The sequence below is a fragment of the Lentilitoribacter sp. Alg239-R112 genome, assembly GCF_900537175.1.
In the GTDB taxonomy this organism is placed as follows: domain Bacteria; phylum Pseudomonadota; class Alphaproteobacteria; order Rhizobiales; family Rhizobiaceae; genus Lentilitoribacter.
In genome coordinates this window covers 433,772-449,624 of sequence record NZ_LS999834.1, presented here as the reverse complement: position 1 = coordinate 449,624, position 15,853 = coordinate 433,772, and the positions used below count along the sequence as shown (strand labels likewise).

17 protein-coding genes are annotated in these 15,853 nt (G+C 42.6%); 14 read left to right on the top strand and 3 right to left on the bottom strand.

Translation table 11 applies throughout. The annotated features are described in order from the left end of the window. Positions 1-7: 7 nt before the first annotated feature. The 10 genes from flaF (at position 8) to G3W54_RS15400 (ending at position 6,329) form a co-directional block, all read left to right on the top strand. On the top strand, positions 8-355 hold the full coding sequence (gene flaF / locus G3W54_RS15445; RefSeq protein ID WP_162654166.1) for a flagellar biosynthesis regulator FlaF: 348 nt from the start codon (positions 8-10) through the stop codon (positions 353-355). Beyond that, positions 352-801, top strand: coding sequence for a flagellar biosynthesis repressor FlbT (gene flbT / locus G3W54_RS15440; protein WP_162654165.1), 450 nt, complete (start codon positions 352-354; stop codon positions 799-801). Before flaF ends, flbT begins: the two co-directional genes overlap by 4 nt. After that, positions 792-1,199, top strand: a complete 408-nt coding sequence (gene flgD, locus G3W54_RS15435; protein ID WP_162654164.1) for a flagellar hook assembly protein FlgD — start codon at positions 792-794, stop codon at positions 1,197-1,199. Before flbT ends, flgD begins: the two co-directional genes overlap by 10 nt. Beyond that, positions 1,196-1,462, top strand: a complete 267-nt coding sequence (fliQ, locus tag G3W54_RS15430) for a flagellar biosynthesis protein FliQ (protein ID WP_162654163.1) — start codon at positions 1,196-1,198, stop codon at positions 1,460-1,462. The genes flgD and fliQ overlap by 4 nt, the downstream gene beginning before the upstream one ends. Positions 1,463-1,609: 147 nt before the next feature. Then, positions 1,610-3,697, top strand: a complete 2,088-nt coding sequence (gene flhA / locus G3W54_RS15425) for a flagellar biosynthesis protein FlhA (RefSeq protein ID WP_162654162.1) — start codon at positions 1,610-1,612, stop codon at positions 3,695-3,697. Then, positions 3,694-4,446, top strand: a complete 753-nt coding sequence (fliR, locus tag G3W54_RS15420; protein WP_162654161.1) for a flagellar biosynthetic protein FliR — start codon at positions 3,694-3,696, stop codon at positions 4,444-4,446. Before flhA ends, fliR begins: the two co-directional genes overlap by 4 nt. Next, on the top strand, positions 4,446-4,847 hold the full coding sequence (locus tag G3W54_RS15415; RefSeq protein WP_162654160.1) for a hypothetical protein: 402 nt from the start codon (positions 4,446-4,448) through the stop codon (positions 4,845-4,847). Before fliR ends, G3W54_RS15415 begins: the two co-directional genes overlap by 1 nt. A 49-nt stretch (positions 4,848-4,896) precedes the next feature. Further along, complete coding sequence (locus tag G3W54_RS15410; RefSeq protein ID WP_162654159.1) at positions 4,897-5,412, top strand: rod-binding protein; 516 nt, start codon at positions 4,897-4,899, stop codon at positions 5,410-5,412. A gap of 21 nt (positions 5,413-5,433) precedes the next feature. Continuing rightward, positions 5,434-5,808: a hypothetical protein gene (locus G3W54_RS15405; protein ID WP_162654158.1), complete on the top strand. Its 375-nt coding sequence runs from the start codon at positions 5,434-5,436 to the stop codon at positions 5,806-5,808. Next, positions 5,805-6,329 (top strand): hypothetical protein, encoded by a 525-nt coding sequence (locus tag G3W54_RS15400; RefSeq protein ID WP_162654157.1) that lies wholly within the window; start codon positions 5,805-5,807, stop codon positions 6,327-6,329. Before G3W54_RS15405 ends, G3W54_RS15400 begins: the two co-directional genes overlap by 4 nt. A gap of 14 nt (positions 6,330-6,343) precedes the next feature. Here the strand turns inward: G3W54_RS15400 and G3W54_RS15395 are convergent, their stop codons facing one another. Next, positions 6,344-7,336, bottom strand: coding sequence for a glycosyltransferase (locus G3W54_RS15395; RefSeq protein ID WP_162654156.1), 993 nt, complete (start codon positions 7,334-7,336; stop codon positions 6,344-6,346). A 154-nt stretch (positions 7,337-7,490) separates the two neighbouring features. Here G3W54_RS15395 and G3W54_RS15390 point away from each other — a divergent pair, with 154 nt between their 5' ends. The 3 genes from G3W54_RS15390 to G3W54_RS15380 are packed head-to-tail and all read left to right on the top strand — an operon-like array spanning position 7,491 to position 10,335. Continuing rightward, positions 7,491-8,678, top strand: a complete 1,188-nt coding sequence (locus tag G3W54_RS15390) for a glycosyltransferase (RefSeq protein ID WP_162654155.1) — start codon at positions 7,491-7,493, stop codon at positions 8,676-8,678. Then, on the top strand, positions 8,675-9,451 hold the full coding sequence (locus tag G3W54_RS15385; protein ID WP_162654154.1) for a WecB/TagA/CpsF family glycosyltransferase: 777 nt from the start codon (positions 8,675-8,677) through the stop codon (positions 9,449-9,451). The genes G3W54_RS15390 and G3W54_RS15385 overlap by 4 nt, the downstream gene beginning before the upstream one ends. Before the next feature lie 8 nt (positions 9,452-9,459). Next, positions 9,460-10,335 carry a DUF6492 family protein gene (locus G3W54_RS15380; protein ID WP_162654153.1) on the top strand — a complete coding sequence of 292 codons (876 nt, stop codon included), beginning with the start codon at positions 9,460-9,462 and terminating at the stop codon, positions 10,333-10,335. On the opposite strand, the gene G3W54_RS15375 is transcribed toward G3W54_RS15380, so the two are convergent. After that, positions 10,332-11,606, bottom strand: a complete 1,275-nt coding sequence (locus tag G3W54_RS15375; protein ID WP_162654152.1) for a lipopolysaccharide biosynthesis protein — start codon at positions 11,604-11,606, stop codon at positions 10,332-10,334. The genes G3W54_RS15380 and G3W54_RS15375 overlap by 4 nt on opposite strands. 196 nt (positions 11,607-11,802) lie before the next feature. Between G3W54_RS15375 and G3W54_RS15370 the strand changes: the two genes are divergently transcribed. Continuing rightward, on the top strand, positions 11,803-14,010 hold the full coding sequence (locus tag G3W54_RS15370; RefSeq protein ID WP_162654151.1) for a GumC family protein: 2,208 nt from the start codon (positions 11,803-11,805) through the stop codon (positions 14,008-14,010). Positions 14,011-14,041: 31 nt separating this feature from the next. Here G3W54_RS15370 and edd read toward each other — a convergent pair whose 3' ends face one another. Beyond that, complete coding sequence (gene edd / locus G3W54_RS15365) at positions 14,042-15,853, bottom strand: phosphogluconate dehydratase (RefSeq protein ID WP_162654150.1); 1,812 nt, start codon at positions 15,851-15,853, stop codon at positions 14,042-14,044.

Sequence of the window (15,853 nt, the reverse complement as noted above, 5' to 3'; positions counted from 1 at the left end):
CGATGTAATGTATCAATTTTCCTATGCTGACGTTCAAGAAGATGACGTCACTGAATCAAAGGATCGAGAACGGCAGGTTCTGGATCGGTCAATTGAAATGTTGCAGCTTGCCATAAATAAAGGTGCCTCTTCTCAAGAGGCTACAGAAGCTCTTTATTATGTAAACCGTGTGTGGATTAGATTGATTGAAGATCTCGGTTCAGCTGAAAATCAACTGGATGACGAACTTCGGGCAAACCTCATTTCTATAGGTATATGGATCATTAAAGAATCCGAACGAATTCGGCACCGTGAAACGGATAATTTTCAAGGCATCATAGATATAACAAAAATGATTAGGGACGGGCTACAATGAAGAATTCACTTCGCATTTCACTTAAAGCTGGTGAACGGATATTTATAAATGGTGCCGTATTGAGAGTTGATCGTAAAGTTTCACTTGAGTTTTTGAATGATGTAACTTTCCTTCTTGAAAATCACGTGATGCAGCCGGAAGAAGCAACAACACCGCTACGCCAATTATATTTCATCGTGCAGATGATGTTAATTAATCCTGCTGGATATGAGCAATCTATGACAATGTTTAGAAAATCAATTGTCATGCTTTTGACATGCTTCACAAATGATGAGGTTTTGTCCGAACTCAAGCACATTGATGGTATGGTTATTCAGGGTAAAGCATTTGAATCGCTTAAAGCAATTCGTGCACTGTACCCACTTGAGGATGAAATTTTAAATACACCTCAAATGCCAGCGGCAACGATTGATGAAATTCGCAGGGAGTTAGCACCATGGGCGTAGAAGCAGTTTCTCAAACATCTTCAGCTGGTCAATCTGCATCATCTCAGGCTGCCAAGAAGGCAACGCTTGATTATGATACATTTTTGAAACTGCTGATTGCGCAAATGAAACACCAAGACCCGACAGATCCCATGGATGCGACAGAACAAGTTGCGCAATTGGCAACGTTCTCGCAAGTTGAACAAACTATCGAGACGAATAAGAATCTTGAATCGCTAATTCAGTCGTCCATGCTTACTCAGGCTGGAACTATCGTTGGAAAAACTGTGACTTCAGCTGATGGTTTGACAAAAGGGGTTGTCGAGCAGGTGAAAATCCATTCTGATGGTGTTATTGTAACACTGGAAAGTGGAGAGAAGGTAACCGTCGGAGAAGGCGTTACTGTAAGCGGTACATGAATGAAGCCGATGCCCTAGATTTGGTACAGACAGCAATATGGACGGTTCTCGTCGCAGCCGGGCCAATTGTAGGCGTTGCTATGTTTGTTGGTGTCATTATCGCATTTTTTCAGGCGCTTACCCAGGTTCAGGAAATGACACTCACGTTCGTTCCTAAGATTATTACTGTACTGGTCAGCGTCGCAGTAGGCGCTCCTTTTGTGGGTGCGCAGATCGCATCTTTTACAAATATCGTTTTTCAACGAATTGAAAGTGGCTTCTAACCCCTATTTCATCCTCTAATTTACTAACTACCAACTTCACGCAAGTTTCGGGACCTATAATCTGTTTAAGAATGGGCATACATTAGGTGTGTCTTGAAAATTGTTTTCGGCGTACCGAAAAGCGTCAATGATTAGACGGTAGTTACCATGGCCCAACAAGAAGTACTCGCACCCCCGTTTAAGATCTCAGTCGGAAAAGATATGGGCTTTGCTATGGGTATCATGGCAATTCTATCAGTTCTTTTTCTACCCATTCCGTCGTTTCTTATTGATTTTGGCCTTGCTTTTTCGATTGCTTTTTCGGTTCTCATTCTTATGGTGGCGCTTTGGATTCAAAAGCCATTGGATTTTTCCTCATTTCCGACAATTCTCCTTATTGCCACAATGACAAGGTTATCGCTTAATATCGCGACAACAAGAGTAATATTATCAGACGGAAACTCTGGCACCGATGCTGCCGGCAACGTTATTGGCGGCTTTGCGCAACTGGTCATGTCCGGTGATTTCGTAATCGGTGTGATTGTTTTTCTCATTCTGGTTGTTGTCAATTTCATCGTGATCACTAAAGGTGCAACACGTATTGCAGAAGTGGGAGCGAGGTTTACGCTCGATGCTATTCCCGGCAAACAAATGGCAATTGATGCGGATCTATCGGCAGGACTTATTAGCGAGAAAGACGCTCAGATAAGGCGTAGAGAGTTAGAACAAGAAAGCTCGTTTTTTGGTGCGATGGATGGTGCATCAAAATTTGTCCGTGGTGATGCGATTGCAGGGCTCATCATTACCGGTATTAATATTTTTGGTGGAATTATTATTGGCTACGCTCGCCATGGAATGGAAGTTGGTCAAGCTGCAGACGTGTTTGTAAAACTATCTGTCGGTGATGGCCTGGTCTCTCAAATTCCTGCATTAATTGTTTCGCTAGCAGCTGGCCTTCTGGTTTCGCGTGGTGGTCAAGTCGGAACGACCGATGACACCGTCATCACACAATTGAGTTTTTATCCAAGAGCTTTGATGGCATCAGCTGGTCTCTTATTTGTGCTAGGCATTATGCCTGGATTACCATTTTTGCCTTTCGCATTTTTAGGCGGTGTTTTGGCTTTTGGTGCGTGGTTGATACCACGTCAGCGGCAAGAGCAAGAAACAGCCGAGCTTGCGGAAAAACAAAGACAGATTGCGCAGGAGAATGAGCAAAAACAGGATTCTGTCAAAGATGTTCTGAGAACTGCTGAAGTTGAGCTTTTGCTCGGCAAACAATTGAGTGGCAAATTATTGGCATCGCACGATGAACTAGCGTTTCGTGTAAGCAAGATGCGTAAAAAGTTTGCAACCCAATTTGGGTTTGTCGTGCCGGAAATCAAAGTCACAGATGATATTGGTATAGATGAAAAATCTTATCAGATTAGAATTCACGGTACGACTGTTGCTGCAAACAAGTTACGCGTTGGTGAGCTGATGGTTGTCATCGGAAACGGGCGTAAACCAAGCGTGCCAGGAGATGAATTGCGTGAACCCGCATTTGGTATGCCTGCAATGTCTGTGCCAGAAGACTTTGCCGATGATTTAAAGCGCGAAGGTTTCCAACCGATTGATAATGTTTCAGTTGTTCTTACTCATCTAAGTGAAGTTATTCGAAATAATCTCCCGCAGCTTCTATCATATAAAGATATGAAAGTACTTATCGACCGGCTTGATCCAGAATATCAGAAATTGGCAGATGAGATTTGTTCAAATCATATGTCCTACTCAGGTCTGCAAGCTGTCCTAAAACTATTGCTAGCAGAGCGGATGTCTATACGAAACTTGCATCTTGTCTTGGAAGCTGTTGCTGAACTTGCACCACATATGCGTAAGACAGAGCAGATTGTTGAACATGTGCGGATACGAATGGCTCAACAATTATGTGGTGATCTATCGCAAAATGGCACGCTCAATGTGTTACGTCTAGGTAACCATTGGGATCAGGTTTTCCATCAGGCATTGAAGCGTGATGCTAAGGGCGAGGTCGTTGAGTTTGACATCGAACCGAAGATGCTTGAAGAATTTACTGCACAGGCCACAGAAATTATTCGTTCATACATGGACAAAGGTGCACCTTTTGTGCTCGTGTCATCTCCAGATGCAAGACCTTATGTGAGAATGATCGTGGAAAGAATATTTGCAACATTACCTGTTTTGTCTCATGTGGAAATTGCCAAAGGTATTGAAATCAATATCCTTGGGTCAATTTCGTGATTGCAGATCCTGAGGGAACAGTTTTAGCGCTATTTGCTGCATTTTGTAGAATTGGCGGCTGCTTTATGGCGCTGCCGGGATTGAGCAGCGCGCGCATACCGGTACAAATAAGATTGATGATTGCTCTGGCAGTTTCAATGGCGATCTTACCACTCATGTGGGAGATGCTCTATGCGCAAACCAAAGTAAGTGGTGGAGAATATATTATCCTAATCGGTGGCGAGATTTTTGTTGGTGTAACCATGGGATTGATTGCGCGTTACATCACTCTTGGTTTGCAATTTGCCGGCACCGCCATGTCAATGACAATTGGTTATAATGCTGCACCTTCACCTGGTATTGTCGAATATGAACCGGAAAGTGATATCACAACGATTATTTCTTTTACTGCAATTGTATTGTTATTCATGACAGATTTTCATCACATGATCATACAAACACTTGTGCGAAGTTACGAGTTCATGCCGATCGGAGGAGGCTTTCAGAATCGCATGGCGCTGGTATCACTGACGGATACATTGGCCTCCACATTTATTTTAATGCTTAGTCTGGCAAGCCCATTTATTATCTATGGTCTTATTTTCAATTTATCGATCGGTATGGTCAATAAACTGGCACCCCAGATTCCGATTTATTTTATATCAATCCCATTTATTTTGACAGGCGGTTTGATACTTCTTTATCTAGGTATTTCAGACTTCTTGATCTTGTTTATGGATGGTTTTTTCAGAATATTTGAGGGGCAATAATGGCGGAGAAAAAATCCAAACGCCTGTTGCGGTTAGTCGAGATTCAACGGCAAAAAGAGAAGATTGTTGAAAATGATTTGGCGCTGGTCTTAGCTGAGCAACGATATACCGAAGATGGCGTTACATCTATAATTGGCGCATTGGGAGATTTTACACCGGTTAATATGGTTATGGCTGGTCATTATGCAAAGCGTCTTTCTTCTCTTGAAACAAAGAAAGAAAAATTGAATAAGCACAGAGGTCTCCTTGAGAAAAACAAATTAACCGAGAGTGTAAAAGCAGACCGTATTTCCGAAAAAGTAATTGTCGCCCAATCTGACGAGGCACGAGAACAGGAAGAAGAAGACCTCCAGGATCTGATTGATGGCCTATCCGCCAGGAAAAAATCCAGCTTGTGGTAAGGCCCATATGAAATAATTCTAGGTAGAGTATTTCATATAGGGCAAGTTTATGGCTATTTCAGTAAATACAGACTTAGTACTTGATGTTTTGAAGGCAGGAAACCCTGAGCGAGCAGCTATTGCTGATGCTAACCTTCAAACGAAGAAAACATCGTCATTCGAAATTGCCGCTGCAGGTGAAAAATTTGCAACTGAATTAGCAGCAAAAGCAGCAGGCTCAGCACCAGCTGTCGTTTTACCAAAAAATGTCGCTGATATGAGGTCACAATCCATAACGCAAGGTGTGGATCAATCCTTCCAAAAGTTCGAAGGCGTTATTCTTGAGCAATTTGTAAAAGAAATGTTGCCTCAGGATGCAAGCGCCGTTTTTGGTGAAGGTACAGCCGGCGACATATGGAAGGGTATGATGGCCCAGCAAATTGGTAACACGCTTGCAAAGGCCGGGGGCGTTGGTATTGCCCAGCAGCTACAGGCGCAAAGCGAGAATGCTAATCAAGCAGCTAATATCATACATACCAATGAACGCGATATATTAGATACTCTGGATGAAAATCCTAAGCCTTAAATCCCATAGAAAGAAAATCCGATGAGCCAACCTGCACAACCATATAAGGTTCGAATTAGTAATGTACTTGGCCGTCTCGAAGCATTACTTGATCTTGAAAATTCAAAAATTGGTAAGGATCTCGAGTTTGATATTGCAGCTTCAAGCACGCAAAAAAGTCGTTGTCTTTATGAAATCACAACGCTTCTACAAAACTGCAAGTCTGATGATATTCGGGCTGAGCATCAAAACCAGTTAAACGCTGTTCAAGAAAAGTTGGCAGTCAATAAGCGTAAACTTGAAACCCACATGGAAGCTGTGCGTGATATTGCGAATATGCTCAAAGATGCTGTCCATTCTGCAGAGGATGATGGGACTTATTCAATGGGTCAATTTGGCGGCTATGAACTTTCATGATTAAAGTGTTGCTCATTGGTGTTTGGGTTGCCGTTGTTGCATTAGGTTCAGTCTATGGTGCAATTTCCATGTCAAAACCAGGGCCAAGTGATGAAGAACTTGAAAAAGCAAATTTCTATGCTGGCCTTCAACGGGTCAATAGCGATGTTATTTCAGTGCCGGTGATTAGCCGCGGAAAAGTTCACGGATACTTTCTCACACAAGTTAGCTTTTTGATAGAGCCAAAGGATATGGATATCTTTCCATTTAAACCGCAGGAAATGATAAATGATATTCTGATTACTGAATTTATCGGGAACAATGTCATTAACTTCCCGGCCTTGGATAATTTTGATCTTGAAGCATTTAGAAAAACAGTTGGAGATTCGCTTAATGAGCGTGTTGGACGCGAGGTTTTTCACGATATCCTCATAGGCCGTTTGGATTATCTAGGTAAGCAGGAAATTCGATCGAATATTGCCAATCAAAATTACCAAATGAAAACTGGTGCGGAAGAAGTAGATAAAGCACCAAAAAAATAGTCCTCTCAAATTGACTATTTGTTTTCTGGATTGCGATACTGTTCATTGATGACACCAATTTCTGCTAGCAGACGTCCGATGGCGACTTGTACATGATATAAGCCAATTACAATTGATCTATTCTTGATCGCTGAGATAGCAGACCTAAATGGAGAAATTCCCAACAGAACGAGTGATTTTGCAAGTGTTTTAAGCCTGTTCCTGCTGCGCTTTGTATCAATAATCGATGAAATGGACCCATTTCTTAAACTGCGCGCATTGACCCATTTAAAAGTGGCACGTTGACTTGGGACGTCTTCTAAAACCTGAGCACTGTTACACCATGCAAAAGTAAAACCCTCACGTTTGCATCGTGAGTAAAAATCACTGTCGCCCCCGCCAATAAAATTAAACATCGGGTCTAGGTGAGGTGAAGGCATGTGTTCTAGAACATGCCGCGATATAAGAACATTCCCGGATGAGTAGAGGATCGGCACTGGTTCAGTTCGTTCATAATGTGGAAGAAACACTGGATGTCGCTTCCAAACATTATGTGCTTCGGCCTTAAATTGCTGGATCTGAGGGCCGCCTACAAGATCGGTTCCAAAGATCTCAGCGGTATTAACTAACTCTTCAAGCCAGCGAGGGTCAGCAACTTCATCATCGTCAATGACTGCCAAATACCTGAAATTTTTAAACTCCAACAATGCGGTTTTCCAGCCTGCATTATATGCATGACAATTACCTCTATCGTGGGCAAGAATGACAATGCCGTTAAGGTCAGCGCCATTAAGGTCAGCGCCATTAAGGTCAGCGGAAGTCATAAAGCTCTTGGCAGACTGCGCTCCTTCTGCACCTTCGTGATTATCCATCACGATGACAGCAAATTTTTTATCGATTGTTTGATTTACAAGCGATTGGAGTGTCAGCTTAAGTTGTTGGGGTCTTTTGTAAGTCGGGATGGTTACAATGAGTTCAATGCTCTCAGCATCAACATTATTTGAACGAAAATATTCTGTAATATTCATAATGGCTGTGCTGTCTCAATCACATTATCAAAAGCTTAATAAGTCTTATACAAACAATCTAAATATTTGATTTATGTCTTTGATATAATTTGAGGAACCGATTTAGCAGCAAATTCAAAGGTTCTCTGTATAACCATGACCAAGGAGAATATGTGTGAAGTTGATATTTTTGTCATCATTGGTTCCGGTCAAAAATCCAAAATCGGGATATGATATCGCGAATCGCGTTATCGTAGATGGGTTATATGCGCTCGGTATTGACTTGAAAATCATGGGTTTTCTTACTCCCGGCGAGGAGCCAGCCTATCCCGATGCGACGATTGTTCTGGGTGAACTCGAAGTTACAAATACAAAAGTCTCAAAGTTGCAGAAAGCCAGGTGGCTGATGAAAGCCGTGGCCGAAGGAATGACAGTATCATCTGCAAAAATGCTTGCTGTTGACGCTGATGTCATCCGGTCTAATTTGGATGGTTTGAGACCATTTGACGGTTTGATTTTAAATTCTGTACAATTAGCTGGTGCCTTTTTTGAGGTATTTAGCAAAGAGAAAACTATCTTCATTGCACATAATGTTGAATCAGCGTCCGCTATCAAAAATGCAACAGCGGCGGCTAATGGTGTTTCCGCATTTTTATTCAAGCGAGAGGCAACATTATTAGATAGGCTTGAAACTGAGTTATGCGCACAAGCATCTCACGTTTGGACCTTAGCAGATCAAGATAGAATTGATCTAAATATAACGCAGAAGTCGAATATGCTTCCCCTGGTGACATCTATAAAACCTGTTGTCCGGCCTGCAAACCAACATGTGATATACGATATAGGTACTATTGGGTCTTGGAGTTGGGCTGCTAATCGACAAGGTTTAGACTGGTTTTTGTCTAAGATCGTCCCCAAATTGCCCAATGAATACACCATTGCGATAGCCGGTAATATTGGGAACATACGGAGTGACGTGCCTGACAATGTCAAATTCCTAGGCCGAGTAGAAGATGCACGTGAATTTTGCCGTAGATGTGCAGTTATTCCACTATTTAGTCAGGAAGGTACTGGTGTTCAATTGAAAACAATCGAAACATTTGAATTGGGGCTTCCCGCTGTTGCAACACAAAATGCACTTCGAGGTATTTCAGATATTCCCGAAAATTGTTTCAAAGTCGAAGATCCGTATCAGTTTGCAGATGCATTAATTGATTGTGTTGAACGCACTAAGGGAGGGGTTAACTTACATATCGATGGAAATGAATTTCATCAACGTCAGCTTGACGCATTGATGTCTAACCTTTCTGTCGGTTTGAAAGCTGCGAATTTCCTGCACGATATAAAGGAAGGTGCTCTATGACGGAGCAATCGTCAGAAAGAAGGAGTACCCAAATACTGGGTGTCGATGTGCTCGACCTAACGTGGGAACAGGCTTTTCGTACGGTTGAGAGCAAATTTTCAGATGACAAAAAGCAGCATGTTTTCGGATACTTAAATGCGAACAATGCAAATATATCTGTTCACGATAAAGAATATCGAGACAGCTTAAGCGATGTTACAATTCTGCCAGATGGTTTTGGTGTAGATATTGCAAATATGATACTTGAAGGCCATAAATTTTCGGCAAATTTGAATGGAACAGATTTTATACCAAGCTTAATGGTGTATCTAGATAAACCTATGACAATTGCAATGATTGGCGGCACCCAAAATGTTCTTGAAGATGCTTCGAGGGTTTTTGGTCAGCAAACGCCGTGGCATAATTTTGTACCTATTTCCGATGGGTACATAAATGATGATAAAACCGAGACAGCATTAAAAAAATTGTCCAAACTTAAGCCAGATATCCTGTTGGTTGCCATGGGCAGCCCTCTCCAAGAGAAGTGGGTGCACAACTATATTAATTCAGAACATGGGAAGCTGGTGTTCACCGTTGGTGCATTGTTTGATTTTGTTTCTTCGACAATGCCTAGGGCACCTGTGTCTTGGCGAGAATGGCGTATAGAATGGTTATATAGATTACTGCTTGAACCGCGTCGCCTCTGGCGCCGATATATAGTCGGAAATCCGCTGTTCATTTGGCGCATCTTTTGGCATAGAATCTTCGATAATCATCGTGTCCATAAAGGTTGAGTACTATTTTGACAGCCGTAATAACTGCATCATATGCAGACGATTTTGAACGTTGCCAACTTCTTTGCGAGAGTTTGGATAAGCATCTAAAGGGTGATTGGACACATTATCTACTTGTTGAAGAGTGTGATGTTGAAACATTTAGTAAACTGGGCGGAAAGAATAGGGTAATTGTAAGTGAACTTGATTTATTTCCGTGGTGGTTACGTTCGTTTCCCGATCCTGTTTCATCTCAGCATGCGCGTGTTTGGTTGTCACCATTTTCGCTTCCATTAAGGGGATGGCACGCACAACAAATTAGACGCCTCGCCATTGCTGAGAAACTTGATGAAGACATCATGTTATCAATCGACTCTGATGTCGTTCTTCTTCAAGATTTTGATGTAAATTCTTTATTGGTTGGTGAAGATATCCGTTTTTATTGCAATCCAAACGGGATTAACGAAAGCATGCAGGAACACATGCAGTGGTCAAAAAATGCTGGTTCACTTCTTGGCATTGCAGAAACGGATATTTGTTATGATGATTACATCAATACATTTATTGCCTGGCGCACACAAACGGTAAAAAATCTTCTTTGCCATATTGAGAAAGTTCACGGCCACAACTGGGTTAAATGTCTCATTAGAAATCGTGAAATGTCCGAGTGCATGATTTATGGTCGTTTCGCAAAAGAGATTGGAAAAGGTGCCAATCACAATGATAACCGACAGGCTCTCTGCAAGGTTATGTGGGATGAAAGTAATGGCGATGCATCTTCTGAAGGATTAAAGATCTTTCTATCTGAACTAAGTTCTGAACATGTCGCCATCGGAATTCAATCATTCGTACATACAGATATAGAAGAACTCAGAAAAATGACATTAGATTATAAACCTGCTTAGACGTTACTTTTTTGAAGTGGTGCAATCTTATCAATAGCGGGATAACTCAAAAACAATGACGCAATGTAGAGTATTCCAAATACCCCATTGAGCAGCGTAAGCCAGATATCGCTTGTAGCAAAATAATGCAATAATAGAGCTAGCAACCCAGTTTTTAGGATACCCAGAAGTAGCGCATTTCGTGTTCTAATGACGGTACGGTTGACGCCGTATAGCAATTCTGAATGATATTCAGCAAGATTTCTAAAACATGGTACCAATGCAACAAAAATAAGTATTGGCGTTACTTCGGCGACATTGTCTCCGAGTAGATTGGGGAAAATTGATAAGATCAGCGCCATGGCAATGATGCCCGCCAGGGAAATGCCGCCAATCGCAGCTTCAAAAATCAAGCGATTCTTAAGGCTTTGAATTATGGATTTCCGTTGCATAATTTTTTGGATAAGAAGTGTCAACATGGATCGAACTGGCAGCGCAGTCAGGTCTATCAATCGCATGAGGATCGCATAAATACCGGCAATCTTTGGCCCTCCCATGGCAAGAACTAGTAACTTGTCGACTTCATTTTGAGTGTAATATGTAAGCTCTGCCGCGGCCACCGATAGTGAATCAATCCAGCGGGCATAGTACAAGGATACGCGCCATCGCAACCTGACTTTTGGGTAGTAGAATAAAACAGCAATTGCGGCTGAAGCGGCGTTCCCGCAAATGTAATAGATACCCCAATCTTGTAAGTCACCCATTGAGAGCCAAACGAATAACGCAGATGCTAACATCTTAACAAGCGTGCCAATGACCACAAGAATAGAGGCGTGCCCGAATTTATAGAGGCCATTTAGTAGGATGACTGCAACCTCTAATGTTCTCCAGAATATAACCTCTGCAAAAACGATGAACAAAAATGTTATCATCAACATCTGATGGGCAAACATCAGATAATAGATAATGATAGCGACAACCGCGATGATTGGCATTGATAAGATTGCTCCCGCAATCAGACCGGAGGTATAGACACCCAGCAAGCGCTTTTTTGCCGTAGCTATTCGGTATAGAGGGGAGACAAATCCAAAAGCAAAAAAACGTGATAAAATTATACCTGTCGCAGATGCTGCAGCAAAAAGCCCAAATTCATCAAAGCTCAATGTATTTGCAACAAGAATAAAATAAATGAGGGAAATGACGAGTCGCCCTGCAGAACCGCTTACAAGAATTGCGTAGGATCGAATATTATCAAAATTGGACAAATATGTTGATCTTATATGGTCTAACATTCAACTCAACCCGGCTTGTTATTGTAATTTTTGCCTCGATAAACTGAGTTATTTCATAAAAGTCTTAAGATGCTGTATTTAGAGATGTTTATTTCTGAAAACCATGACCAAAAGCCCTTTTGTTAATACTTTATTACCCATAATTTTTTAAGTTGCGTTAACAATTCATTCTTCTGTCTGGATCACATAAAGTATTATGCATCGAAAAAGGCGTTCATTACTAGATTATGCACCTGCTGGTTCAAAGCAGGATGATCGCGGCCATGCATCTGAACATCAGCGCTCAAAACTAAACGATGGAGATACGCTTCCATCACAAAAAAGCAAACTAAGAAGCCTTGCTAATGTGTTCGCAAATCGGCAAAAAAAGCAACAGAAAGAAAAATCTGAACCAATCCACAATCAGCATGATGATCTACTGGACTATTCTCACCAATCTCATAAACCCGCTCATGAACAGGGGGGACGTAGTAATCGTAAGCTGAGAGCATATTATCACGACCCCGATAAGCCGCTTTTAGACTTTGTTGCGATTGTTATATCGGTTTGGCAAAGGAAATATTTGATAATTATACTTGCTTTGATCGGGGCATTTATTGGCGTGTTGGTCGCATTGTCTACACCACATAAATATTATGCTGAAAGTCAGATATTTCTTGATCCGCGTGAGTTACGTTTAATCAATACTGATTTGAGTAATAATCCTGCTAGCTCTGAGTTGTTGCTTGCACTTGTTGATACGCAAATGCGCGTTGCGACATCTACTAGCGTGTTGGAAAATACCATAGATGAGCTTGGTCTGACAAATGATCCTGAATTTAGCCGAAATAGCGGAGGCATAGGGTCTGCTCTTAAGGAATTATTCTCATCTGCATCGAGTATTGGTACAGACGTTAATAAACGTGTCCTGGATCAGTTGAGAAAAAGCATCAGTGTAGGGCGTGATCCCAAAACACTTGTCGTGAGTCTCGGTGTTACCACGCGTAATGCTGAGAAATCAGCAATCATCGCAAACTCTCTGGTAGAGCAGTTTCTAAAAGAATACAGCCAGAAAAAATCAGGTTTCTTCAATCAAACGTCGACATCGATCAACGCCAGATTGGATGAACTGCGCCTGCGTTTGGATGACGCTGAGAAGGCTGTTGTCAAGTATCGAGCCGAAAATGATATTATCGATGTTGGTGGAGGCGTGATCAATAAAAAAGAGATGCAGTCTTTAAGTGACAGCCTAACAAAAGTTAGAGCAGAGCAAATAGCTAAAACTATTCTTGCAAAGGAGTTGGCAAAGGTTGATGTTAACGCAGTTATATCCGGGTCTTTTCCTCAGGCTGCTCTCACGACAACGCTTTCTGAACAACGAAAACAATATAGTGAGGCAAAATCGACGAGTGACTCACTTGCGGTTGGTTTAGGGCCAAGGCACCCAAAGTTGGTAGCTGCACAGGCCTCTGTAAAAGCGCTTGAATCTGACATTCGTGATGAACTTCGCCGGATAATTGCTGCAGCACAACGAGATGCAAAAAGAACTCAGCAGTCTGAGGCTGAACTGGCATCCCAACTTGCCGTTTTGAAATCCAAGTCATCTGATCAATCTGTAGAGAATCTGGAGCTAGAAGAACTTACCCGCAAAGCAGGATCGATACGCGCATTATATGAGCAACTACTCAGGAGTTCTAGCGAGACGGCTGTTCAGGGAGAGCTTTATAGTTCTAAAATTCAAGTCATCTCCAGAGCGGAATATCCAGATGTTCCCTCAACTATGTCTCGTAAAATTACAGTTGTACTATTTGCATTCATTGCAGGGATGTTGGGTGTTTTATATGCTATTATAATTGGTGCGTGGAATGGCATTCAGCAAAATTACAAATCGCAGTCAGCTGGAGTAGATTTGAGGGCCGCGCCATATATCGATGATCGTGATTCCCATTTCGAACAAAGTTCGGATGCAAATCATCCAGCAGCTATCCAAAATCAGGACGAACCAACACGGCAGAGTAATCATCAAAATCATGTGCCCATCCATTCATATGTCCACAATCAAGCATATGGGGCATCATCACCGGTTCATCAGCAGCCCTACACCGATCCACGAATGATGCCAGGCGCAACATATCAGGCGCCAATGCAACATGCTGTCTATGCCGACGGTCAACATGTGCCAATATATCCAAATGCAATGCAGCACCCGGTTGCTACTCAGTCGACCTTAGATCAAGCGCTTGAACAAGAAACAATGCAGACCCGTTATGAACCTGATGTTCAGGTTGCAGGTCAGCCTTCACCGCAAGAAGTACATGCTTCTGGAGTTGGCAGCAAAGAAGATTATCAACGGTTGCGCAGTGAAGTACAGGATGTTCGTTCCAGGTTAGAGAGCTGGGTGAAGCAGAATGCCAGAGTTAGGTAATCTGATAAAACCGTTAATATATACACGCTAATCAGAAAACGCTGGCACCTTCATCTGAGTTTGATGCGATAGCCCTAAAAGCAGCAAACAATTCGCGACCCATACCAAATTCATTATCACTAAGATCACAAGTCGCGATTTCACGTGCATTAAATTCGGCCTCATCAACAAGCACGTTTAATGTGCCGTTAATTGCATCTAACTCGATCATATCACCTTCGCGTATTCTGGCGATGTTACCTTCATTCTTCGCTTCAGGGGTCATGTGAATTGCAGCTGGAACTTTACCTGAAGCACCAGACATGCGGCCATCAGTTAGAAGAGCAACTTTTTGACCACGATCAAGCAGCACACCCAATGGAGGGGTTAATTTATGTAACTCCGGCATGCCATTAGCTTGCGGCCCTTGAAAACGAACAACGGCCACGAAATCACCATTAAGCTCATCAGCCTTGAACGCTGCCTGTAATGCCGCTTGACTATGAAAAATTTTTGCCGGGGCCTTAATCACCATATTGTCTTTTCTGACAGCGGAAACTTTAATCACTGAGCTACCAACATTACCCTTTAGCATTTTCAAGCCACCATCATCGCGAAATGGTGTTGACGCTTTTGAAATCACCTTGGGATCACCGCTCTCTTTGGGTGCCGCAACACGGTGAACAGCTCCGCTTTCGTTCAGTTTTGCTTCAACGCGATAAGCATCAAGGCCTTGGCCCCAAACGGTGCGCACATCTTCATGCAAAAGTCCGCTATCTAACAATTCTCCAATTAGATAGCCTAGTCCGCCAGCAGCTGCAAAATGGTTCACATCGGCGGGGCCATTTGGATAAACACGAGCGAGAAGTGGAATAACATCAGAAAGTTCTGAAATGTCTTGCCACGTTAGATGAATTCCTGCTGCCTTTGCCATCGCCACAATGTGCATTGTATGGTTGGTAGAGCCGCCGGTTGCATGCAGGCCTATAACGCCGTTGACGATTGAGCGCTCGTCAATCATTTCTCCAACTGGGGTAAATTCATTACCCATTGCAGTAATGGCAATTGCGCGTTTTGCCGCTTCTTCTGTAAGTGCGTCGCGCAGTTTAGTACCTGGATTAATAAATGATGAGCCTGGAATATGCAGTCCCATGATTTCCATCAGCATTTGATTTGAATTTGCCGTGCCATAAAATGTGCATGTACCTGGACCGTGATAGGATTTGGATTCCGATTCCAAAAGTTCAGCACGCCCAACCTTACCCTCAGCATAGAGCTGGCGTATTCTTGCCTTGTCCTTATTTGACATACCGCTTGTCATTGGCCCAGCGGGCACGAAGATCGCTGGAAGATGGCCAAATGTGAGAGCTGCAATTGTCAGACCAGGAACAATTTTATCGCATACGCCAAGGTAAATAGCTGCATCAAACATGTCGTGTGACAAACCAACAGCCGTTGCCATTGCAATGATATCGCGCGAGAAGAGCGACAATTCCATTCCCGGTTCACCCTGGGTAACGCCATCGCACATGGCTGGTACTCCACCTGCAACTTGGGCTGTTCCACCTGCTTCGCGAGCGGCTTTTTTGATAATATCAGGAAAAAACTGAAACGGCTGGTGAGCCGAAAGCATGTCATTATAGGCATTTATAATGCCAATATTTGGTTTTATGTCAGTTGACAGATCAGCCTTATCTTCACCGCTTGCGGCAAATCCGTGAGCCAGATTTGTGCAACCTAATTTCGATCGATGCGGTCCCTTGTGTGCGGACTGTCTGACACGATCCAAATATGGTTCGCGTGTTGGTTTCGAACGTTCAATGATACGTTTTGTAATATCCAGAATGCGCTGATCAGTGGACAT

What these genes read in the sequence shown, in the direction of transcription:
- flaF (WP_162654166.1), top strand. Translation starts at nt 8, where the DNA reads ATGTATCAATTTTCCTATGCTGACGTTCAAGAAGATGACGTCACTGAA.
- flbT (WP_162654165.1), top strand. Translation starts at nt 352, where the DNA reads ATGAAGAATTCACTTCGCATTTCACTTAAAGCTGGTGAACGGATATTT.
- flgD (WP_162654164.1), top strand. Translation starts at nt 792, where the DNA reads ATGGGCGTAGAAGCAGTTTCTCAAACATCTTCAGCTGGTCAATCTGCA.
- fliQ (WP_162654163.1), top strand. Translation starts at nt 1,196, where the DNA reads ATGAATGAAGCCGATGCCCTAGATTTGGTACAGACAGCAATATGGACG.
- flhA (WP_162654162.1), top strand. Translation starts at nt 1,610, where the DNA reads ATGGCCCAACAAGAAGTACTCGCACCCCCGTTTAAGATCTCAGTCGGA.
- G3W54_RS15415 (WP_162654160.1), top strand. Translation starts at nt 4,446, where the DNA reads ATGGCGGAGAAAAAATCCAAACGCCTGTTGCGGTTAGTCGAGATTCAA.
- G3W54_RS15410 (WP_162654159.1), top strand. Translation starts at nt 4,897, where the DNA reads ATGGCTATTTCAGTAAATACAGACTTAGTACTTGATGTTTTGAAGGCA.
- G3W54_RS15405 (WP_162654158.1), top strand. Translation starts at nt 5,434, where the DNA reads ATGAGCCAACCTGCACAACCATATAAGGTTCGAATTAGTAATGTACTT.
- G3W54_RS15400 (WP_162654157.1), top strand. Translation starts at nt 5,805, where the DNA reads ATGATTAAAGTGTTGCTCATTGGTGTTTGGGTTGCCGTTGTTGCATTA.
- G3W54_RS15395 (WP_162654156.1), bottom strand. Translation starts at nt 7,336, where the DNA reads ATGAATATTACAGAATATTTTCGTTCAAATAATGTTGATGCTGAGAGC.
- G3W54_RS15385 (WP_162654154.1), top strand. Translation starts at nt 8,675, where the DNA reads ATGACGGAGCAATCGTCAGAAAGAAGGAGTACCCAAATACTGGGTGTC.
- G3W54_RS15375 (WP_162654152.1), bottom strand. Translation starts at nt 11,606, where the DNA reads ATGTTAGACCATATAAGATCAACATATTTGTCCAATTTTGATAATATT.
- G3W54_RS15370 (WP_162654151.1), top strand. Translation starts at nt 11,803, where the DNA reads ATGCATCGAAAAAGGCGTTCATTACTAGATTATGCACCTGCTGGTTCA.
- edd (WP_162654150.1), bottom strand. Translation starts at nt 15,853, where the DNA reads ATGTCCACTGATCAGCGCATTCTGGATATTACAAAACGTATCATTGAA.